The sequence below is a fragment of the Facklamia sp. P12932 genome, assembly GCF_050409545.1.
Lineage (GTDB): Bacteria > Bacillota > Bacilli > Lactobacillales > Aerococcaceae > Facklamia.
The window spans coordinates 1-21,429 of sequence record NZ_JBNUPG010000012.1; the positions used below are offsets into that span (position 1 = coordinate 1).

General features: G+C 36.6%; 21 protein-coding genes, 1 tRNA gene, 1 pseudogene and 1 other annotated feature (1 of these 24 only partly in view). Of the genes and pseudogenes, 7 read left to right on the forward strand and 16 right to left on the reverse strand.

What is annotated here, in order from left to right; translation table 11 throughout:
• Window positions 1-143: 143 nt before the first annotated feature.
• Together pgeF and ACQV2P_RS05925 are read right to left on the reverse strand one after the other, a co-directional pair.
• Window positions 144-881 carry a peptidoglycan editing factor PgeF gene (pgeF, locus tag ACQV2P_RS05920; RefSeq protein WP_428875240.1) on the reverse strand — a complete coding sequence of 246 codons (738 nt, stop codon included), beginning with the start codon at window positions 879-881 and terminating at the stop codon, window positions 144-146.
• Window positions 874-1,530, reverse strand: a complete 657-nt coding sequence (locus tag ACQV2P_RS05925; RefSeq protein ID WP_428873143.1) for an NUDIX hydrolase — start codon at window positions 1,528-1,530, stop codon at window positions 874-876. The genes pgeF and ACQV2P_RS05925 overlap by 8 nt, the downstream gene beginning before the upstream one ends.
• Before the next feature lie 200 nt (window positions 1,531-1,730).
• Between ACQV2P_RS05925 and ACQV2P_RS05930 the strand changes: the two genes are divergently transcribed.
• The 4 genes from ACQV2P_RS05930 (at window position 1,731) to ACQV2P_RS05945 (ending at window position 6,247) form a co-directional block, all read left to right on the forward strand.
• Window positions 1,731-2,000, forward strand: coding sequence for a type B 50S ribosomal protein L31 (locus ACQV2P_RS05930; RefSeq protein WP_428873142.1), 270 nt, complete (start codon window positions 1,731-1,733; stop codon window positions 1,998-2,000).
• Window positions 2,001-2,193: 193 nt separating this feature from the next.
• Complete coding sequence (locus tag ACQV2P_RS05935; RefSeq protein WP_428876067.1) at window positions 2,194-3,771, forward strand: AbgT family transporter; 1,578 nt, start codon at window positions 2,194-2,196, stop codon at window positions 3,769-3,771.
• Between the two features lie 167 nt (window positions 3,772-3,938).
• Window positions 3,939-5,495 carry an ABC transporter substrate-binding protein/permease gene (locus ACQV2P_RS05940; protein WP_428894745.1) on the forward strand — a complete coding sequence of 519 codons (1,557 nt, stop codon included), beginning with the start codon at window positions 3,939-3,941 and terminating at the stop codon, window positions 5,493-5,495.
• 20 nt (window positions 5,496-5,515) lie between these two features.
• Window positions 5,516-6,247 (forward strand): amino acid ABC transporter ATP-binding protein, encoded by a 732-nt coding sequence (locus ACQV2P_RS05945; RefSeq protein WP_428873139.1) that lies wholly within the window; start codon window positions 5,516-5,518, stop codon window positions 6,245-6,247.
• Window positions 6,248-6,323: 76 nt separating this feature from the next.
• Here ACQV2P_RS05945 and pcp read toward each other — a convergent pair whose 3' ends face one another.
• From pcp to ACQV2P_RS05995, 10 genes and pseudogenes are all read right to left on the reverse strand, one after another.
• Window positions 6,324-6,971, reverse strand: coding sequence for a pyroglutamyl-peptidase I (gene pcp, locus ACQV2P_RS05950; RefSeq protein ID WP_428873138.1), 648 nt, complete (start codon window positions 6,969-6,971; stop codon window positions 6,324-6,326).
• Window positions 6,972-7,003: 32 nt separating this feature from the next.
• On the reverse strand, window positions 7,004-7,909 hold the full coding sequence (locus ACQV2P_RS05955; protein WP_428873165.1) for a DUF979 domain-containing protein: 906 nt from the start codon (window positions 7,907-7,909) through the stop codon (window positions 7,004-7,006).
• A gap of 83 nt (window positions 7,910-7,992) precedes the next feature.
• On the reverse strand, window positions 7,993-8,676 hold the full coding sequence (locus tag ACQV2P_RS05960; protein WP_428873137.1) for a DUF969 domain-containing protein: 684 nt from the start codon (window positions 8,674-8,676) through the stop codon (window positions 7,993-7,995).
• A gap of 141 nt (window positions 8,677-8,817) precedes the next feature.
• Complete coding sequence (locus ACQV2P_RS05965; protein WP_428894746.1) at window positions 8,818-9,990, reverse strand: zinc-ribbon domain-containing protein; 1,173 nt, start codon at window positions 9,988-9,990, stop codon at window positions 8,818-8,820.
• A 94-nt stretch (window positions 9,991-10,084) separates the two neighbouring features.
• The gene (gene rho / locus ACQV2P_RS05970) at window positions 10,085-11,350 is read right to left on the reverse strand and encodes a transcription termination factor Rho (protein WP_428873135.1); all 1,266 of its coding nucleotides are present in this window, start codon (window positions 11,348-11,350) and stop codon (window positions 10,085-10,087) included.
• 14 nt (window positions 11,351-11,364) lie between these two features.
• Window positions 11,365-12,624: a UDP-N-acetylglucosamine 1-carboxyvinyltransferase gene (locus tag ACQV2P_RS05975; RefSeq protein ID WP_428873134.1), complete on the reverse strand. Its 1,260-nt coding sequence runs from the start codon at window positions 12,622-12,624 to the stop codon at window positions 11,365-11,367.
• A gap of 32 nt (window positions 12,625-12,656) precedes the next feature.
• Complete coding sequence (locus tag ACQV2P_RS05980; RefSeq protein WP_428891783.1) at window positions 12,657-13,502, reverse strand: hypothetical protein; 846 nt, start codon at window positions 13,500-13,502, stop codon at window positions 12,657-12,659.
• A gap of 559 nt (window positions 13,503-14,061) precedes the next feature.
• Window positions 14,062-14,325, reverse strand: a pseudogene (gene rpoE, locus ACQV2P_RS05985) (DNA-directed RNA polymerase subunit delta); the annotation flags it as partial.
• A gap of 38 nt (window positions 14,326-14,363) precedes the next feature.
• Entirely contained in the window at window positions 14,364-14,786 is a 423-nt protein-coding gene (locus tag ACQV2P_RS05990) for a DUF1934 domain-containing protein (RefSeq protein ID WP_428894747.1), read from the reverse strand.
• Between the two features lie 31 nt (window positions 14,787-14,817).
• A tRNA-Arg gene (locus ACQV2P_RS05995) sits at window positions 14,818-14,890 on the reverse strand.
• Window positions 14,891-15,006: 116 nt separating this feature from the next.
• Between ACQV2P_RS05995 and ACQV2P_RS06000 the strand changes: the two genes are divergently transcribed.
• The 3 genes from ACQV2P_RS06000 to ACQV2P_RS06010 are packed head-to-tail and all read left to right on the forward strand — an operon-like array spanning window position 15,007 to window position 17,710.
• Window positions 15,007-15,867, forward strand: a complete 861-nt coding sequence (locus tag ACQV2P_RS06000; protein WP_428873131.1) for a lipoate--protein ligase family protein — start codon at window positions 15,007-15,009, stop codon at window positions 15,865-15,867.
• A gap of 23 nt (window positions 15,868-15,890) precedes the next feature.
• Window positions 15,891-17,294, forward strand: coding sequence for an HD domain-containing protein (locus ACQV2P_RS06005; RefSeq protein ID WP_428873130.1), 1,404 nt, complete (start codon window positions 15,891-15,893; stop codon window positions 17,292-17,294).
• Window positions 17,295-17,305: 11 nt separating this feature from the next.
• Entirely contained in the window at window positions 17,306-17,710 is a 405-nt protein-coding gene (locus ACQV2P_RS06010) for a bis(5'-nucleosyl)-tetraphosphatase (protein WP_428881972.1), read from the forward strand.
• A gap of 70 nt (window positions 17,711-17,780) precedes the next feature.
• Here the strand turns inward: ACQV2P_RS06010 and ACQV2P_RS06015 are convergent, their stop codons facing one another.
• The 4 genes from ACQV2P_RS06015 to ACQV2P_RS06030 all read right to left on the reverse strand — a co-directional run bounded on the left by ACQV2P_RS06015 (window position 17,781) and on the right by ACQV2P_RS06030 (window position 21,279).
• Window positions 17,781-18,518 carry a DUF3021 family protein gene (locus ACQV2P_RS06015; RefSeq protein WP_428885141.1) on the reverse strand — a complete coding sequence of 246 codons (738 nt, stop codon included), beginning with the start codon at window positions 18,516-18,518 and terminating at the stop codon, window positions 17,781-17,783.
• A 125-nt stretch (window positions 18,519-18,643) separates the two neighbouring features.
• The gene (locus tag ACQV2P_RS06020) at window positions 18,644-19,471 is read right to left on the reverse strand and encodes a MetQ/NlpA family ABC transporter substrate-binding protein (protein WP_428873127.1); all 828 of its coding nucleotides are present in this window, start codon (window positions 19,469-19,471) and stop codon (window positions 18,644-18,646) included.
• 15 nt (window positions 19,472-19,486) lie between these two features.
• On the reverse strand, window positions 19,487-20,203 hold the full coding sequence (locus ACQV2P_RS06025) for a methionine ABC transporter permease (RefSeq protein WP_428873164.1): 717 nt from the start codon (window positions 20,201-20,203) through the stop codon (window positions 19,487-19,489).
• Between the two features lie 20 nt (window positions 20,204-20,223).
• Entirely contained in the window at window positions 20,224-21,279 is a 1,056-nt protein-coding gene (locus tag ACQV2P_RS06030; protein ID WP_428873126.1) for a methionine ABC transporter ATP-binding protein, read from the reverse strand.
• A 41-nt stretch (window positions 21,280-21,320) separates the two neighbouring features.
• Window positions 21,321-21,429: a binding site (T-box leader), on the reverse strand; it runs 150 nt beyond the window's last position.

The following is a 21,429-nucleotide window of genomic DNA, read 5'->3' on the forward strand; positions in this document are numbered from 1 at the left end:
TACTTTCTGCATTAGTGGACATCATAGAAATCACCCGTTTTCTTTTTATTATATACCAAAAAGCCCTCTAAATCACCATAGGTTGGTGATTTAGAGGGCTTTGTCTACAGTCTGAGAACCAAGCAAAAGCTCGGTTCGTTTTTTTACTTAATCATGGCAAAAAGACCATTCAATTGATAGTCACTGCCTTCTTTGCGCGCAGAGTGAAGCTCGGAAGATAGATAAGTAGAACGCCTATCTACCATTATTCTTTCTTGAGGGATCCCCAAATCTTGAATTAACTTCATGTTAGCATCAGTCATACTCAATTGATACTTGCCCTCTTTTTGACCTGGTTTTATATATAAAGCATGATTATCCCACTCGGCAAAAGCTTGATAGACTTCCTCGCCCACTTCATAATGATCTTGGTCAATGGAAGGACCAATATAGACCCAAAGATCTTCTAATTTACAAGCAAATTTCTCTTGCATCTTTTTAACAGCCAATTGACTGATTTTTTGCACCGTACTTCTCCAGCCTGAATGAACAATTGCAAAAACTTTTTGGTTGGCATCAAAAATAATGACAGGAGTACAGTCCGCAAACTTTATCATTAAAACTTGCTGAGGCTGATTAGTTAACAAACCATCCGATTGAGGCACTATATGCCCAATTGCAAACGGATTGCTAATTTCTTCTTGAGGAAATGCAACCTTGGGACCATGAACTTGTTCTCCAGTATAGAAACTTTGGAAGTCAAAACCTCCTTTTTCAAGCGCTTTTGTAATTTGTTGGCTTACCGCTGCTTCACCTATTTTAGCGACTCTAAAATTATATTCTGCTCCTGCTAAAAATACTTGTAGACCCATTTTTTCGAATGGCTGAAAAAAATTATTCATTAATTTTTTCCTCCTGAACATTGATATCATAATGATTACGAATGACCTCTGCAAAACATTGTGTCATACTGGCAGTAAATCCCCATAGATACTCTCCACTAGGTAAATTATAAAACGGAATTTTACGTTTTACCACTCTAAATTGATAAGATGCACCATGAGCCATTAAGTGGAAGGGGAAATCTTCCCCTACTTCCGTCAATACAGATGCATCGTAATAAGTTGGATTATTATTTAAGACATAGTCTAAGGGAAGGGTAAACAAATAAGCGACTTCTTTGGCATTCGGACTTATATTATCAAAAGTAATATCTTTAATCAAAGCTACATAAGAATGAATCATTGTTGCATCATGAATCAATCCATCTAACTCTCCAATAACTTCTATGTGTTTACGACTGATATTTAATTCTTCCATCGTTTCCCTAACTGCCGCTGCTTCAAAAGTTTCACCCGCTTCCACCTTTCCTCCCGGAAAAGAAGTATCGCCCGGCTGAGAAATTAAGGAGCTTCTTACTTCATAAAGGAGGTGCCATTCATTTTCTCTTTGAATAAGAGGAATTAAAACAGCATAATGTGTCTTATCTTTAAATTGATTCGGCCGATAATTAGCAAGCGATTGTCTAATCTGTTCTTCTTCACGTTTCAACTTCTTCCCCCCTCTAAAGTATTTTCATAAATTATAGCACTTTTTATCTCGTTTTCGAAATAAAAGAGATGGGATAGTTCATTATATTCCAAAAAAAGATTGTCAGCACTATAAAATTTTGTTATTATTCTTATGTTGCACCCTGTGCAAAGAATAACTGTAGATTAGCAAATAATTTACGGCAGAAAGGAAGTATACACATGAAAGCAGGCATTCATCCAGAATATCATCCAGTTGTGTTTATGGATACTTCGACAGGTTATAAATTTTTATCAGGATCAACTAAGTCTTCTTCAGAGACAGTTGAATGGGAAGATGGAAACACTTACCCTTTAATCCGGATTGAAATTTCATCTGATTCACATCCATTCTATACTGGACGTCAGAAATTTACACAAGCCGATGGACGCGTCGACAAGTTCAACAAAAAGTTCGGATTTGTGGACAAAAACGCAAAAAAAGAAGACTAATTTTAAACAGCTCAAAAAGCCGACCCAGGTGCTTAAAAGCGCTCCGGTCGGTTTTTATTTGCATTTGTTTTTAGAGACTCATTGATGGCTTTCTATTGTTTTGAAAAGGCCTTGCATCTCTTTAAATAATTTAATAAGATTTATTATTATAATGATTTAAAATATTGTTATAGGAGGAATAATTAATAGTAGTATGGAATCAAATGGAAAGAATAAAAAAAGTTTTGTACAGCGTTCACTAGATTGGGTGGAAAAAGTCGGTAATAAGATGCCGCACCCAGTAGTAATTTTTATCATCTTGTCGGCTATCACTATTTTAATCTCTGACTTGGTTTACCGCTCAGGCGTTTCAGTAGAGTTCTTTGATGCGAAAGCAGATGAAACCAGTACTATAGCAGCCGTCTCACTCTTAAACAGTGATGGCTTACGCTATATATTTGAATCGGCGGTTTCAAACTTTACTAGCTTTGCTCCTTTAGGAACTGTTCTCGTCACCATGTTGGGTGTTGGAATTGCAGAATGGTCAGGCTTAATCGGCTCTGCCTTGACTAAGTTAATTATGAAGGTACCTAATTCACTCTTAACCATAGTGGTTGTTTTTGCCGGTATTATCTCAAATATTGCCTCTGATGCTGGTTACGTAGTGGTTGTGCCACTTGGCGCTATTATGTTTGCTGGTGCTAAGCGTCACCCAATTGCTGGTCTAGCTGCTGCCTTTGCTGGGGTATCGGGCGGATTTTCAGCCAACCTTATGTTTGGACCAACTGATGCCTTATTAGGAGGGATCACTAACGTCGCTTTAAATGCCAGTGGCATTGATTATGAAGTTTCCATTAGTGGTAACTGGTATTTCTTAATCGTCTCTACTGTTTTCTTAACCATTATTGGTACTTTAATAACCGAAAAAATTGTTGAACCACATCTTGGTTCATACCATGGCGACTTTGATAAACATGAAACTAGCGAGCTATCCCTTAAGGAAGAAAAAGGTCTAAAGAATGCCGGGATCGCATTGTTAGTTTCATTAGTCGCGGCTTTTCTACTAATGAACCCTTGGTTTGGTCCCTTCCAATCAATCGATCCTGAGACCGGTCTAAAGACTTTACAACCCTTTATGAATACCGGCTTAATATTTATGGTTTTCTTATTATTTGGTATACCAGGCTATGTATATGGTCGTACAACTGGCAAAATTCAAAATTCTAATGACTTCGTGGAATCAATGATTGAGGCTATGCGATCAATGGCAGGTTTCATCGTAATGGCTTTCTTTGCTTCCCAACTGATTGCTTACTTTACCGAGTCTAATTTGGGAATTATTTTAGCTTCAACAGGTGCAGATTTCTTAAAAAGTCAAAAGATATCAGGAGTTCCTTTAATCCTTGCTTTTATTTTCTTTGCAGCTTTTATCAACTTGTTTATTGGTTCAGCTTCTGCCAAGTGGGCAATCTTAGCTCCTATCTTTGTTCCAATGTTTATTGCCATTAACTTGTCCCCAGAGATGACCCAAATGGCTTATCGTGTGGCTGATTCATCCACTAATATTATTTCACCATTGATGAACTATTTTGCAATGATTCTTGTGTTTATGCAACGATATGATAAGAAGAGTGGAATTGGGACCCTTATTTCAACTATGCTACCATACTCTATTGCTTTCTTAATCTTCTGGTCAATCTTATTAATTGTATGGTACAGTCTCAACCTTCCATTAGGACCTGGCGCACCCGTACAAGTTTCAATGATTCAACCTCTATTAGGGCTTTTATAAGATTTCATATAGTCAAAACAGGTGTTTCTTAATTGCTACAAAAACAATCCTACCTAATCAGCGTATAGGTGGGATTGTTTTTTGCTTGTTTTCTTATTCACATAATCTATCTATCTATTCATTTTTTTGATAAAATAATCATATTCTATTGTGCTTAGGAGAATTCCATGAAAAATCTTTATAAATTGATCTTTACTTTACTGCTTATTTCCATAAGTTTAATTTTAACTCATCCTTCCATATTAGCTAAACAAGAGTATACGATTGGAACTTCCGGTCAGACCAAACCACTCAACTATTTTGATGATAAGGGTCAATTAGTAGGAATTGAAATTGAAATCCTGCAAGAAATTGATCGACGTAATGAAGATATTGAGTTCAAATTTGAAATTACTGAGTTTTCTTCCCTCTTCGCAGGACTGGATTCTGGTCAGTTCGATCTAGTCGCCAATAATTTGGGTGAAAATCCCGAACGGCGTGAAAAATTTTTATTTTCCCTCTACCCATATGTCATCACTCACAATGTATTAATTACAGCTAATGATAGTAGGGAAGGCCTCACCATTGAACAAATGGCAGGCAAATCTTTTGGTGTCGTTCCTTCTTCCCCGCAATCTATCTACCTAGAAGCTTGGAATGAGACTCACCCTGATAAGGCAGTTGTTATCCAATATGCAGAGTCTGACCCAGCCTCTTTAATACGTGATGTTTATAACGGTCGAATCGACGCGACTATTTACGCCACAACCTATCTAAAGGATGTTGAGGATACTTACGGCATCCAATTAAAAATGCATCCGATAGCTAACGAAGAAGAAATTAGAATTCCTGGCTCTTATTTTATTTTCCGCAAAGATGAAGTTGAATTGCGGCAAGTGGTTGATCGAACCCTACAAGCTATGCGACAAGATGGTAGGCTGAGTGAAATTTCACTGAAATATTTAGGTCAAGATGATACTCTGCTAAATGAAACAATTATTCAGCGCAATCAGAGCTTTGAATCCCAAAGACTTAAAGAACAAACAAACAGTCAACTTATTTCATTAAATGCCATTAAAATCGCTTTCCCACGGATTCTTGAAAAACTTCCGATTACCTTATTAATTACTCTTATTGCTGGGATAATCGGCTTAATACTTGGATTTATTTTAGCTATCATCAAACTCAAAAAGATCAAAGGTCTAAGAGGGTTCGTCAATCTTTTTGTTTCTTTTATGCGTGGAACCCCCTTGCTTGTTCAGCTATTTCTTGCTTATTACGGCTTACCCATCTTTCTACAATGGCTTAATCGATCAATTGGTACTGATTGGGATGTGAATCAAGTCCCTGCCATTCTTTACGCTTTCTTAGCCATGGGACTAAATGAATCTGCCTATAACTCTGAAACGATTCGCTCAGCCATTCTTTCTGTCGATCATAAGGAGATTGAAGCTGCCTATTCTATTGGCTTAAATGCTAGTCAAACCATGTGGAGAATTATCTTACCTTCAGCTATGATTAATGCCATACCTAACCTAGGAAACAGTCTTATTCGCTTATTAAAAGGGACATCCCTAGCCTTTACCATTACGGTCGTTGATATGATGGGTCAAGCCAAAATAACTGCTGGCTCTAATTTACGCTTTTTTGAAGCTTATATTGCTATTTCATTGATATACTGGCTCTTATGCATTCTATTAGAATGGTTGATTAAAAAACTGGAAAGCTATTACCAAGTGGGCTGATTTTTAGAAAGGAACTTAAAATGTTAGAACTAAATCATTGGTCAAAGTCATTTCAAAATAAAAAAGCTATTCAAGATATCCATTTAAAAGTTGAGGCTGGACAAGTCCTGACTATTATCGGACCCTCTGGATCGGGCAAATCGACTCTACTACGAACAATTAACTTTATTGAACCTGCTGACGAGGGAACTATTCGTTTGGATCAGTTAACACTGAATGTTGAAACGGTCTCTCAAACTGATGTTCTTAACCTCCGTAGACAAACAGCTATGGTATTTCAAAATTATGCATTGTTTTCTAAAAAGACTGCGCTGGAGAATGTGATGGAACATCTTTTAATGGTGAAAAAACTTTCTAAATCTCAAGCAAAGGAAAGGGCCATCCCCTTCCTACAGCAAGTTGGTATGGGGGACCATCTAGATGACTACCCTCACCAGCTATCAGGCGGACAACAGCAAAGAGTTGGAATTGCTAGGGCTTTAGCGATTGAACCCAAAGTTATCCTATTAGATGAACCCACTTCTGCTTTGGACCCTGAACTGGTTGGAGGCGTTTTAGACCTTATTCAAAAAATTGCCCACCAGCATATGTCCTTAATCCTTGTAACTCACGAAATGAAATTTGCCCAACAAGTATCAGACCGAGTCGTATTTTTAGACAAAGGTATCCTTTTAGAAGAAGGAAGCAGCTACGATGTTTTTAATAATCCACGACATCAACGAACACAAGCTTTTATTGAAAGTATTTCCTAAATAAATAACGCTCTCTTTGATGGATTAATCCCCATCAAAGAGAGTGCTGTTTTAATTTCTTTTTTTAATTCTAAGATTAATGAGTAGCGCCACCAACAGCTTTGATATCTTCTTTTTCATTATACTCAACAATCGCTTCAATTGCTTTTTCAATTCCCTTAGCAATATCCTTCAATGACATTGAAGGAACGTTTGGCTTATCAACCACTTGTTGGGTCATAAAAGGAATATGCATAAAGCCTGCTTTAGTATTCGGCATCTCTTTTGCCGCAAAATAAAGTGACTGATACATAATATGATTACAAACGAAAGTCCCAGCAGTATTCGAAACGCTTGCGGGTAGACCGGCTTTACGAATAGCTTCTACCATTGCTTTAACCGGTAAGCTAGCAAAATACGCAGGTTCTCCGTCTTTTTGAATAGAAACGTCAATCGGTTGATTGCCTTCATTATCTGGGATACGCGCATCATCTTGGTTAATGGCCACACGCTCAGGTGTTAACTCCGCACGCCCCCCTGCTTGACCGATGTTTAAAATAACATCCGGTTTTACTTCCAAGGCTTTTTCACGAACAACTTCCGCTGATTTATGAAAAACAGTCGGTATTTCTAATTTTATGATTTCTGCTCCTGCAATCTCATCAGGCAACATTCTTACTGCTTCAATGGCTGGATTTACGTCTTCGCCACCAAAGGGATCAAAGCCTGTTACTAAAATTTTCATCAAATTCCTCCCTATTCACTTCTATTTTACAATTAAAAAGCAAAGAAATACATTAATACAATATGGACTACAATCATTACCACTGCAACTGGAATCTGCTGTTTAATGACGCCATACTCATTCTTCATTTGTAATAGAGCTGCTGGCAAAGCATTAAAATTTCCAGCCATCGGCGTTATCAAAGTTCCACAATAACCAGCAGTCATGGCTAAGGCTCCTGCCACAAAAGGATCTGCCCCTAAGGCAAATACAAAAGGTATTCCTATTCCTGCAGTAATAACGGTGAAGGCTGCGAAAGCATTGCCCATAATGGCAGTGAAGATTACCATTCCCATTACGTAAGCAACCACTCCAAAGAAACGGCTATCAGCAGGAACGACGCCACCAATCAAACTGGCAATGACATCACCAACACCTGCCGCTGTAAAGACTGCTCCTAAAGCGGCTAGTAGCTGAGGTAAAATACCTGTAGTAGAAACTTGTTGTACCATTCGACTATTTTCATCAAGAAACTCATAGGGTTTAGCTTTTGAAACGATGAACACTATAACGGTGGCTAAAACTGCACCCATTGCGATCCCGACTACATTAAAGCTTTGAATCGTAAATCCAATAATTAAAGCCACTATCCCAAGTGTTAATACAGGGATAAAGATTTTATTACCGACTCTTTCAGAACGAGCTTCTGCTTTATCTTCATCAACTATTGGTAAAGTTCCCACTTTAACTTGTTTAAAGAGTGATAAAGCACCCATGACACAGATGATAATTCCGATAATCATAGGGGGGATAAATTGTCCACCTAAAAAAGTGAGACCAGATAAACCCCAAAACATGGCTGTTCCAACTCGATTAGGATTCGTTTCGTCTGTAAAAGCTCGCCATGCCGTGTGGAGAAGTTGCAAACCAATAAGAATAAAAGTGATTTCCAAAAGCATTGGCACATAAGGTTCAAGTGCGGCATTGAAGCTTTCAAGGAAAGTTATCGCTAGAAACCCAGCATAATTACTTAAGAGCTGCATTATTTAACCTCCCCTTTATGATGACGTCTAATTTTGACATCCAATAATAAGTTGTAAACGACCACTACAATTAAAGCAATGATAGCAATTGGCATTGAAGCAACGGCTACATTAGCCGTCGTTCCTTCATAACCTAACTCTTTTAAAGTCCCAGCAATCAAGAGGACTCCAGCTGAACCTATGAAAGTATTTTGTCCAAAAAAGTTTCCGAAGTTCTCATTAGCCGCCGCACGCCCTTTAATCAATTCGGTTTCTTCTTCATTAAGATCGTCGCCTACTTTTAACTTAGTTGCTGCTTCACCCATTGGGTAGATTAATGGACGCACAAATTGTGGGTGTCCTCCCAAACGAATTGATAAAAATCCTGCAATTATACGAATCAACATATAAAGAGAGTATAGCCAACCAGTGGTTAACCCCTTTAGTTTTCCAATCAGTTTAACAGCTTGCTGTTTCAAACCATAAGCTTCTGATAATCCAATCATTGGTAAAGATAAAAAGAATAAAGATACAACTCGCTGTTTAGTATAAGTTTCTCCCAAAATTGTGAAAAATTCAGCCAGGGAAATCCCTGAAACTAAAGCTGTAGCTAATCCTGCCAGTATAACAGTTGCTAAGGTATCTAGCTTAAAATAAAAACCAAGAACGATAATAATAATTCCAATTAATTTAATCCATTCCATAAGTAACCTCCTTTTTTATGTTAGATTCTAATAGTACCATAGAGCTAACTCTATAACAAGTTCGTTTTATTGTTATAATCTTTTGCTAATATGGATAGTTTATTTATTGAAAAAGAAGGCTTCAAAACGAGCCTTCTTTTTTTATTTTAACTCCGCTTGTTGGATCTGCGCTTTGAGGTTTTGATCTTGGGAATAGTCTAAAGTGGTTTTTGTTTTATTGACTAGTTTGACTGGAATGGTTTCTGTCTGTAATTCGTGGCCATTATAATTAGCCTTTAAGCTCACTTCAAAAATTTGACCAACAAAGCCTGACAATTGAATCTGATTCTGTGAATACTCCTGACCATCAATATTAAATGAAATTACTTGAAAAGGTAGATCAGGTCTTACTCCTAATAGAGCTTTATCCACCATTAAAGTGTTAGTCACTGGTACTAAGGACAGCTTATGTCGGAGTGTTTCTAATTGACTATAATCTAAATCAAACCAAACCTCTTCGGTTTTTCCTTGATAAGTATATTGAATCATCACATTTTGTATTCGAGGCTCAATTAAAATGCCTCCTTTTGAGTTAATAGACTGAGTAGTTTGGTCTTCACTCAATATTTTTAGATCACGATATTCATTAGAAAGAGAGAGTTGGACTGGTAAGGGATAAAGATTAATCGCATATTTAGGAAATATCAACAGAAAGCTTCCCGTTTTTTCTGTTTTCGCCAACTTACTTCCTTGCCATTCAATACCTGTTGATAAATTACCATTTAGCAATAATTGTGGAAAATCAATATCAGCTTCTTGATAATGTTCAATTGTTCGTTTGACATCTAAATCTGTCCAGGGCGCTTCAGTAATAGGTGTTTTTACTACCGCTGCTGCCTTTAAATAATCTTTCTTTTTAATAGCCTTAGTGAATTGCTCTTCAACTGCTGCTTTAGAAAAATTTAAGCGATAAATCATGACAAAACTAATTACTCCTAAAAAAATCAGGCTAAAACCAACAAGCTTTTTCCAATCAAAGCCTTCTCGCTTAGTTAGTACCCTGTGGTCTTTATGATCTAATTGTGTAGTCTCAGATTTATTATCCTCCTGGTCTGTTGACAAGTTTCTTTCATCTTGTCCATGATATAAATCCATTCTACTTTGGGACAGGATAGAATCTTTTGGACTCTTTTCATTTTCTAATAGATTTACTCTTCCATCAAAGGATGCACTATCATTTTCTTTATATAAATGATCATTGTTTAACGGCAAGCCACACTCTGAGCAATATTTAGCATCTGGCAGATTTTCATAACCACAATTCAAACATTTCATAAGTATTCTCCTTCTTACTATATTCAACCATATCTATAAGAAATATATATTTTTCTCAAAAAAGAACCCCTCACTTAGTAAGGGTATTTCTTATTTATTTACTTGAAAGTTTGGATAACTGTGCAAAAAAGTCTTGATTATTATCTGTCTGACGCATTAATTGTATTAATTGTTCGGTATATTCTAAACCGTTAGAAGTCATTAAATTGCGCAAGTCCCAGATTTGACTTAAATAGTTTTCCTCAATTAATAATTCTTCTTTACGGGTAGAAGATTTTTTAATATCAATAGCTGGGAAGATACGTCTTTGGCCTAATTCTCTGGACAAATGAAGTTCCATATTGCCCGTGCCTTTAAACTCTTCATAAATAATGTCATCCATTCTTGATCCAGTATCTACTAGAGCAGTAGCTAAAATCGTTAAAGACCCGCCATTTTCAATGTTTCTAGCTGAACCAAAGAACCGCTTAGGAAAATAAAAAGCTGCAGGATCGAATCCTCCGCTCAATGTTCTTCCACTCGGTCGCACCACCAAATTATAAGCTCGTGCTAACCGTGTGATTGAATCCAAAAGGACAACAACATCTTGTCCATCTTCCACCAAGCGACGTGCATGAGAAAGTAGTAAATCTGCCAAACGCACATGGTTTTGCGGTCTTTCATCAAAAGTTGATGAGACAACCTCTGCCTTGACTGAACGCTCAATATCAGTTACCTCCTCAGGACGCTCATCAATTAAGAGAATAAAGAGTTTACTATCAGGATAATTACTGGCAATCCCTCGTGCTATCTCTTTTATAATAGTTGTTTTACCAGCCTTAGGTGGTGCGACAATCAATCCCCTTTGACCGAACCCAATTGGTGCAATCACATCAATCAGGCGGTTTGATAAAACATTTTGTTTATATTCCAATTTTATCTGCCGGTCTGGATAAATGGGTGTTAGACTGGCAAAAGCATCTCGATTAAGCGTTTCTTCAGGATCTCTCCCATTGACGCTCGATATCTGCATCAAACCATAATAACGTTCTGAGTCCTTAGGCGGTCGAGCAGGTCCTCCTACTCGATCACCATTTCTCAAGGAAAACCGGCGGATTTGTGAATCTGAAATATAAACATCTTCCCTACTAGGAGAGAAATTAATCGGACGAATAAAGGCTAGGCCTTCATCATTAGGAATATCTAAGATACCTTCCACTTGGAAAAAACCTTGCTTTTCCTTTTGTGTTCGCATCACAGCTAAAGCTAATTCTTTTTTAGACAGTTGACTAAAATCAGGGATTTTTAATTCCCTAGCATAAGCATATAAGTCTTTTACTTCTTTATTTAATAAATTCTCTAAGGAAAATGCATCACTCACTGGGTACTTCCTTTCTATTCATCCTCAACCATTTGGATATCAGCTCCGACTTCTTGCAGTTTTTCAACAATATTTGAATAACCTCTTAAGATATTATCAACACCTGTAATCTCTGTTTGACCCTCTGCCATTAAACCAGCAATAACTAAACAGGCTCCTGCTCTTAAGTCACTGGCACGAACTGGAGCACCAGTCAATTTAGCCGGGCCCTCCACACGAATAATATCGCCATCCACCTTAATATTAGCTCCCATACGATTTAATTCAGGAATATGCTTAACTCTTTGAGGGTATATGGTATCCGTAATCGTTCCCTTTCCATTTGCTTTAATTAATACAGAAGTTAATGGCTGCTGTAGATCCGTTGCAAATCCTGGATAAGGTTGGGTTTTTAATGAAACCATTTTTAAATCATCCGAGCGATGAACGAGAATACTATCTTCTCCAATTTCCATCTTAGCACCCATCTCATTTAGTTTGGCGATAAAACTTTCAATATGCTCAAAAATTACATTATTAATTTTAATTTCATTTCCCATTGCTACTGCAACTGAAATATAGGTTCCTGCCTCAATTCGATCGGGAATAATTGTATGAGTGGTTCCTTTTAGACGGTCGACACCTTCGATTCGTATAACTGAAGTTCCAGCTCCACGAATTTTTGCCCCCATTTTATTTAATAGAGTCACTAAATCAATAATTTCTGGTTCACGTGCGGCATTCTCAATAATCGTCTTCCCCTCAGCTCTAACTGAGGCTAAAATAGTGTTGATAGTTGCTCCAACTGAAACCACGTCCATATAGATTCGATTTCCATTAAGCCCTTCGGGAGTTGAGAGGGTAATTACCCCGTATTCATCCTCAACCACCGCACCCAAAGCTCGGAAGGCTTTTACGTGCTGATCAATTGGACGAGGTCCTAAAAAACAACCTCCGGGTAACCCTATTACGCCCTCCCCAAATTTTGATAAGGTTGCTCCCATAAAGTAATAAGAAGCTCGCAAACTCTGAATTTTACCTGTTGGCATAGGGATTGACTGCATATGAGAAGGGTCAATTTTTAATATATTATTTTCAAAAGAAGTCTTGACGTGGAACTCATCCAAAATTTCAAGTAGAGAGTGGACATCTTGAATATCTGGCACTCCTTCTAAGATAACCTCCGAATCGGCTAAAATGGCTGCTGGAATTAAGGCAACGGTAGAATTTTTTGCTCCATTAATATTAATTTCACCATTTAGTGCTTTGCCTCCACGGATGATCAATTTTTTCATAGATAATGACTCCTTTTTATCAAGATTAGTCGTTATTTCGACATCTTCGTATAATTTTTTTCTAATTCTTTTTCAATAGCGGCTTGAATACTAGCTAAGCCTTGCCACTGCTGAGGATCTCTTAACCCTGCAGCATTTATCATATTAATAATTTGCTGATGAACTTCCTTAGCTTCAATTTTTAGACGATGTTTTAACCAAGCATCATCTACATAGATTAATTCATGGGCCACAATATTTCTCGCGTATTTTTCAATATGTCGTATTTGAACAGCTAACTTTAAAATTTTCGGGTCTTTTACATAGTCTTCTACTAACTTTAATAAGTGACTAGAAGAAACATAGTGCGAATAATTAAAATGTTTCCCATAGTAGCGTTCCCAAGTTCTATTAATTTTGCCATTTTTATCAGCTTCGATTAAAGACTGGTTCCACTGTAAACCGCGATAAATAGGGATCCCTTCATCAGTTTCTTTCATTACCTCAACCAAATAACGTTCAAGATCGGGGAATACCGTGTTTTCTAAAGTTAGCCTTAATACATCTACCAATAAAGGTGTAATTGCTCTTAAATAATCATCATATTCTTTAATTTCCAATTTAATGGCTAAGCCTTGAATATAAGAATAGACACGACGCTCTAAAAGACTAGGCTTTGTAAGATAGTCCATTTCAACTTGCCCAGATAATTCTTCGATCGTTTTCAAATCTGTATGAATATAAGCATGACCTAATTGCAAAAGTTTAGATAATTCTTGACTTTCCCAAGAAGGATTGTCTTCTAAAAATTTGAGCATTGTTTGATAATGCTGATGATAAAGTAACTGTTTCAGCAAAGCAAATTGAGTCTGATTATTGTGAATACTATTATGTGACAATGAATCCACATCCTAATTTCTTATAATATAGGCGTATTTTATCATATTGAAGCTTAAATTTCGAACGAAGCAGCAAATTGTCATCAAATCGTGATAGCATTAAAATAGATTTTTTAACTTAGCTAACTACAATTATCTTATCTGGAATAAAAAGGAGACCCATTCAAATGAACCGGTCTCTCTAACTTTTTTATTTTTAGTCTTCTTCTAATTCTTCTAAATCATCGTCCTCTTCGTCAAAATCTTCATCTTCATCGAGGTCGATTTCTTCGTCACCTAATTCAGATAAATCCGTTGCATACTCATTCAGCTCTTCATCTTCATCTGGCTCATCTTCCTCAACGTCAGCAACTAGGATTTCGATTGGTTCATCTTCTTCGTCCTCTTCGTCTTCTTCATCTTCGTCTTCATCATAAACATACCCATCATCGCTATCTTCAGGGTCATCATCATTGTAATCAATCATATCTTCTTCATTGTCAGCGAAAGCATTCACTTTTCCTGACTTCTTCTTACGGCGTTTTGAAGCTTCTTCTTCAGAAGAAGTAATGATTTCCTCATCAATTTCATCCACTGCGTACCATGATCTTAATCCCCAACGGTTGTCTCCTACTGAGATAAAACGCCCATCAATATTTAAATCTGTATAAAAGCGAATCATTTTGGCTTCAATAAACTCATCTGAAACTTTTAGATAGCTTTGTATATCTAAAAGCAGTTGAGTAAAATCAATAGCCTCACCATTTTCTTCTAAAATAGCATATGCCACTTCAATTAACGATAATTCTTCCTTTATTTGGCCTTCAAATTTCTTTAATTCCATTTTTATCCTCCTTAAAATTCTCACTAGGAATTGCTAATTTATGATGTAAATTTCAATTGATAGAAATAATCACCTAGTGATTGATCGTTCGTATGCATTTGATAGTGAATTTGTATCATTTGACCGTCAGCTGTCTTACTATAGTCAATTCTATGCGTTTTGATTTCTAATAATATGATACCTTGATCACTTTCATATAGAGTGGTGGTTGCATGATTTATATTAAAAACTAAAGTCTGCTTTCCTTGATCTACCTTCACTTTGTTAATCTTTTGTTTTGAATCATCCAGTTGCCATTTTACTTCAATTTTTCTTTCTAATTGATCATGATAAATTAGTTTTTGATAGGTAGAAAGAATATAAGTATGACCTTGACAGGAGTGCTCCCATCGGTCTGAATGTTTCGTTTGTGCATAATTTATTTTTTGCTCGACATAAACATCGACTGCTTGTTTTTCCATCTTTCTCCTCTCATCCTTATGTCGTCTCTGATACACCAGGACGGACTCGAACCATCATCTTTCGCTTAGGAGGCGAGTGCTCTATCCAGCTGAGCTACTGGTGCTTAATTGATTAATAAGTAGTTTTACTTTAAAGCTTTCATGTTATTATAAAACAAAATTTGCTATAATCAAAGTGTTAATAGCCTTTACAATTTAACAATTTGAGGAGTATTCGTCAATGACTGATTCAAATCTATTATCTATTCTATCACAACATAAATGGTTAGTTTTTCAAGAACAAGAAAACCCACTGAAAGATCAAAGAGATGTAGCCTTAGCTTATCAAGATAGTTTTCTTAGATATCTCCTACAAAAAAATGACCTTCAAAAAAAAGATAAAGCTTATGGTATTTTTCATTTTTATCCTATTTTTAAACCGAGTGTCTTCTTAGGAGCTAAAGATAAACTTTTAAAAAACTTACCCAAGGGTGTTAGCTATTTAAAAGAAGCAGGCTATCAAGTATCTGTAAGACCACATGGTGGATTGGGAGTGGTTGAAGATGCAGGCATCCTAAATTTTGCAATTGTAACAGACAATCGTTCAATCAACTTATCAATTGACCAAGCTTTTAGCTTTTCCATTGCAGTAATTCAAGCGACTTTAAATCATTACGGTTTAACAGTAGAGGCTTATGAAATTGCTGATTCTTACTGTCCAGGTAAATATGATGTGGTCATTAACCAAAAAAAGGTAGGTGGAATTGCACAGCGTCGCTATAAAGATGCTGTTACTACTGCTGCTTATATTGGTGTCAATGGTAACCAATTTGCTCGTGGCCAACTAATGAAGCAATTTTACTCACTTAGTCAATCCGATCAACGCTTTCCTACTATTGAACCTCGTTCTATGTCAACGCTATCTGAAATTCTTGGCCAAGATCTTTCCTTGTCTGATTATCAAAAACATTTTATAAACTACCTCTCTCAAAAAACAGCGATTGATCAAGGAAATTATAAAGACCCTGAATTAATTTCTATCTATCAACCGCTATTTGAAAAAGCCTATCAACGTAGTCAAAAAATTCAACCACTAACATAGAAAAGTCTAAAGGAGTGAAATAGGTGTCTGAATTCCAAAATATTATTGCCAATCAAAAACTTGAACGTGAAAAAGTTTTCCGTGATCCTGTTCATGATTATATTCATATTCGTGACCGTATCATCATTGATTTAATTGACACCAGAGAGTTTCAACGCTTGCGCCGCATCAAACAATTAGGAACTTCTTCTTATACTTTTCACGGTGCAGAACACTCTCGTTTTAACCATTCGCTAGGTGTTTACGAAATTACCCGTCGCATTATCAGCCAATTTGACCGTAATTATCGCTCTAAAACGGATGGTGATGGGTTATGGAATAATGATGAACGAATGGTTGCTATTTGCGCAGCCCTTTTACATGATATTGGACATGGTCCTTTCTCACATACTTTTGAAGCTATTTTTAATACTGACCATGAGGCCTTAACTCAATTAATTATCACTTCTAAGCAAACGGAAGTTAACCAAGTTTTAAGAAGATTAGGTGATGACTTCCCTGAAAAGGTAGCGTCCGTCATCAATAAAACCTATCCTAATCAACAAGTTGTTCAATTAATCTCCAGTCAAATTGATGCCGACCGTATGGATTATTTAAGAAGAGATGCCTTTTATGCAGGGGTATCCTATGGTGAATTTGACTTAACTCGCATTTCGCGTGTCATCCGACCGTTTGATAAAAGAATCGTTTTTGATTTTTCTGGTATGCATGCGGTAGAAGATTATATTATGAGTCGCTATCAAATGTATATGCAAGTTTATTTCCACCCAGTTTCTAGAGGAATGGAACAAGTCCTCAAGGGACTTTTAGCTCGTGCTAAAGATTGTTATCTTGAACGTGACAACTGTCAAAAAATTGAGGCTCCTATCCACTTACTCGAACCTTTTTTAAAAAACAATTGGACCCTTGATGATTATCTCAAGTTAGATGATCATATAATGAACGCTTATTTTATCCAATGGGCAGATGAAAAAGATCCCATTCTTGCTGATTTGGCCTACCGTTTTATTAATCGTAAGCCTTTTAAATCAGTCATTACAAATGACAATGAAAGAGAAGAACTACGTACTGCCATCTTCAATGAATTAAGTAAAGTCGGATTTGACCCTAACTATTATATTAATGAAGATTCCAGCTTTGACCTTCCTTACGATTATTATCGACCTTATCACTCAAGTCAAAAAGTACAAATTGACTTAGTCACTAAAACCAATCAAGTTGTCGAACTTTCTCAAGTTTCAAGTTTAGTTCATTCCTTAACAGGTCAAGTCAGAGGAGACCATCGTATTTTCTTTCCTAGAGAGTTTATTGCTGATTTATACAATTTGCCTCAAGAAAGTCTCACTGATAGTCAAAAGAAAATTTTAGATGCTTATACCAATGAACGCCACGATGTTACCCACAATATTCAAGAACGCTTATTCTAGAAAGGAAATCTATGAAAAAAGAAAAATCATGTGGAGCAGTTATCTACTATAAAGATAATCAAGACTTTCTTTTTCTCCTCATCCAACATGAAAATGGTGGCCACTGGGCATTTCCTAAAGGACATATTGAAAAAGGTGAAACGGAAGAAGAAACAGCCCTTCGAGAAATTAAAGAGGAAACAGGTCTCGAAGTTGAATTGAATAATCAATTCAGAGAGACTACTCACTTTTCTCCTAAAAAAGATGTTATGAAAGAAGTCGTCTATTTTATAGCAAAGACAAACTCAAATAAAGTCACTCGTCAATTAGAAGAAGTGAGTCAATTCATATGGCTTCCTTACCAAGAAGCTCTAGATAAAATTACTTATTCGAATGATAAAGACTTATTAGTCAAAGCTCAGAACTTTCTTCATTAAGAAAACCCATTAACCTATGAAGCGGTGAGATAAACACTGCTCATAGTTAATGGGTTAATCTTTTTTCATTTTAAATCTTTTCTTGGTCTTCTGACTTATTGAGAGTTTCATGGCTTTCGTCTGACTTTACCTCTTCTTCCAGAACGAGATCCCCTTCTAGATCTGTGTTAACAGCAACAACTTCTTCTGCTTCATCAGAAGGCTCAACTACTTCATAAGTTTCAACTTCCTCAAATTGGTTGGGCTCTGTTACCTCAAAATCCATTGGCTCGGCAACTTCAACTTCCTTTGTTTGTCTTGGGTCAATGTCTTTTGCTTCCTCTTTTACAAAGTCGGCTTTATGAGTGTCTTTTTCTTTTGATACCGACTCTTGATGAAGGACTTCACCTGTCCTAGGATCAAAATCCGACCTCGGAGCCACTTTATCAGTGACCTCAGGCTCAATAGTAGCTTGCGGTTTTTGACGCTTGTTCATTAGATAGTGATAGCCAAAATAAACAAACAAACATAAAACAGATAAGATAAGTATTCCTGCAAGAACCTTATCCCAATCGACTTGCATCCAACCATTGAATAAAGCAACAGCAATTATCACTAAGGCTGAAGCCCCAATATGACTCGCTAACTTTTGACCAAAAGTTAGTGATTTTGTGTAATAGATTAGGAACAATAGACCTAAAATAATTCCTAAAATTACAATGGATAAGAAAGTATAAATTTGAGGTCCTCCCAAACTGGTTAATAATCCATAAGTTAGTAAAGTAACTAATAAACCATATTGCACAAATGATCCGGCACGCTTGAACATTGAAATTCCTCCTCTATGTCTGTACTGATGGTTCAATTATACCATATTTGAGACAATAAGCCGTCTAAACGAATTGTATTTTTATACAGTCGAAAAACAATGCTCAACATGTCGTATCACTATTATTACCAAGCAGGTTGATCCGAACCCTTTGAAACTTCTTCTATTTTTTTAGCTGTTTGTTCACTTTGATAAAGTTCTACAATTTTTAAAAATAGTGGGTTTTTACTATCTTCCTTACGACTAGCAATAATATTTTTATATGAATCTGGTAGCTTTTCAATATCCGCCGCATCGTTAAAAATAACGAGATCTTCTTCGAGTTCTGCATCATTGGCAAAATTATTATTAATAACCGCAGCTGCTACATCGGGTAAAGCCGACACTAATTGTGCAGCATCTAATTCTTCAAACTTTAAATTCAATTCATTTTTGGTGATATCACTTACTTCAGCTAACACACCCGCTTCATCATCCACTTCAATCACGCCTGCTTGTTCAAGAGCTAGTAAAGCACGCCCCCCATTTGTCGCATCATTTGGAATAGCAATCTTATCTCCTTCTTTTAATTGATCGAGAGAATCAATTTTTTCAGAGTAAACTTTCAAAGGTGCAACATATGTATAACCTATCGATACTAAATCTCCGTCATTAGCTTGGTTCCAATCATTTAAAAACTCAACATGCTGGAAGGCATTTAAATCAATCGATCCATCAGACAAAGATATATTTGGCTGAACATAGTCATTGAATAGAACCAGTTTGATTTTTATTCCTTCCTCCTCTTCTGCGATATCAGCAACACTTTGCCAAACATCTTCTTCATATTCTGAAGCGACACCCACTGAAACACTCTGACCTGAAAAATCTTCTTTATCTTCAGCGAAGACATTATTGAGAGTAACCCCCCCTAATAAAGAACCCACTAATAATACTTTTAAAAATTTTTTCATCATAATTCTCCTTTTCTAATACTTTCTTTTATGTTTTTCTGCCTTTCGAATCAACCAATTAAATAGCAATTGACTGATCAAAACAATTAATAAAATCAATAAGGTTGCTACTATGACAACGTCAAAACGACTTCTTTGATAGCCTCTAGCGATCGCAACGGTTCCTAAGCCACCTCCAGCTACTACACCCGCCATAGCTGTCAAGCCAATAACATTAATAACAGTCGAAGCAGATACTCTTAATAAAGATCCTAAGCCCTCTCGAATATAGACACGCCATATGATGTCCCACGGTGAAGACCCCATGGCCTGAGCCGCTTCAACAATCCCTTCATCTACCTCTAACAAAGCAATCTCCACCTGCCTAGCAAAGAAGGGAATCGTTCCTACAATGATAGGAATGGCAGCCGCCGTCGGGCCAATGGAAGTATTTACAAGCATACGTGTAAAAGGGACTAATAAAGCCAAAAGAATAATAAAAGGAATGGATCTAAAAATATTAATAAAACTGTCTAAGACTTGATAAATCCATTGGTTTTTTAAAATACCTTTTGGTCCTGTTACAACAATAACTACGCCAAGCATTAAACCTAATAAACCTGCAAAAAGGATGGTCAGTATCAGCATATATAAGGTTTCGATAGTTGCAACAATAAATTCGTCGAGAATGGGCCAAGCATTGGGTAACCATTTTTCTAAAAAAGATGATAAATTGGGGAATTGGTCATTAATAAAGGAATATACATTTACTTCTAATTCATCCACTTAACACCCTCCCTATCGGTTAAAATCTCGACATTTACTTTATGTTTTTCCAGAAAGACTAAAGCTCGTTCCCAATCTTGCGACTTTGATTCAACCGTGACAACAAGATTACCTACAAATGATCCTCTTAAAGCTTCAATATTACCATATAAAATATTACAATGTACCTGATAGTCTCTGGCTAACTGTGCAATAAAGGGCTCCGTCACCTCTTGACCGACAAAGGATAAGCGAGCGATGAAATAATCTTCTGAAGAGTTAGCTCCTCGCATTTCTTTAAGCACTAATTCATAGTCCCAATCAAAGTGGGTAGCCATATTTATAAACTCTTGCGTCAATGGGTTTTGAGGTTGGGTAAACATTTCGACAATGCCATTCTCTTCAATCACTTGCCCTTCAGCCATTACAGCCACTCGATGACAGAGGTTTTTAACAACATTCATATCGTGAGTAATCATTATAATCGATAAGCCCAATTCTTGATTTAACTGCCTTAGCAAATCAAGAATAGAATGTGTGGTTTTAGGATCCAAAGCAGAGGTTGCCTCGTCACACAATAAAATTGAAGGGTCTGTAGCTAAGGCTCTAGCAATCGCTACTCTTTGCTTCTGCCCACCTGATAACTGTTCAGGATAGGCTTGAGCTTTATCTAATATGCCAACCATTTCTAACAAAGCAGACACTTTCGCTTCTTTTTCAGCAGTAGATAATTTTAAATCTTTAAGTGGGAAAGCAACATTCTCTGCCACCGTTCTTGAATTCATCAAATTAAAGTGCTGAAAGATCATCCCTATCTTCTTGCGAGATTTTCTCAATTCAGACGCTGACAGTTGCATCAAATCAACTCCATTTATTATCACTTGCCCGCTAGAAGGTCTTTGTAAAAGATTGATTGTTCGAACTAAAGTGGATTTGCCGGCACCAGAATAACCCACAATGCCAAAGATTTCCCCCGCTTGTATCTGTAAGCTTACACCTGAAACCGCTTGGATTTTTTTATTTTCTTTTTCAAAAGTGACAGATACATTTTTTAATTCAATCAAGTATTCACTCCTTTCAATAAAACACAAAAAACTCTCCTCCAATAAAGGACGAGAGTTAATACTTCGTGGTACCACCTTAATTTGTAACCTCATCACTAAGGTTACCTCTGCCAGTACGCAAGTGAGTATCACTTGTTATACTGAGGCTTA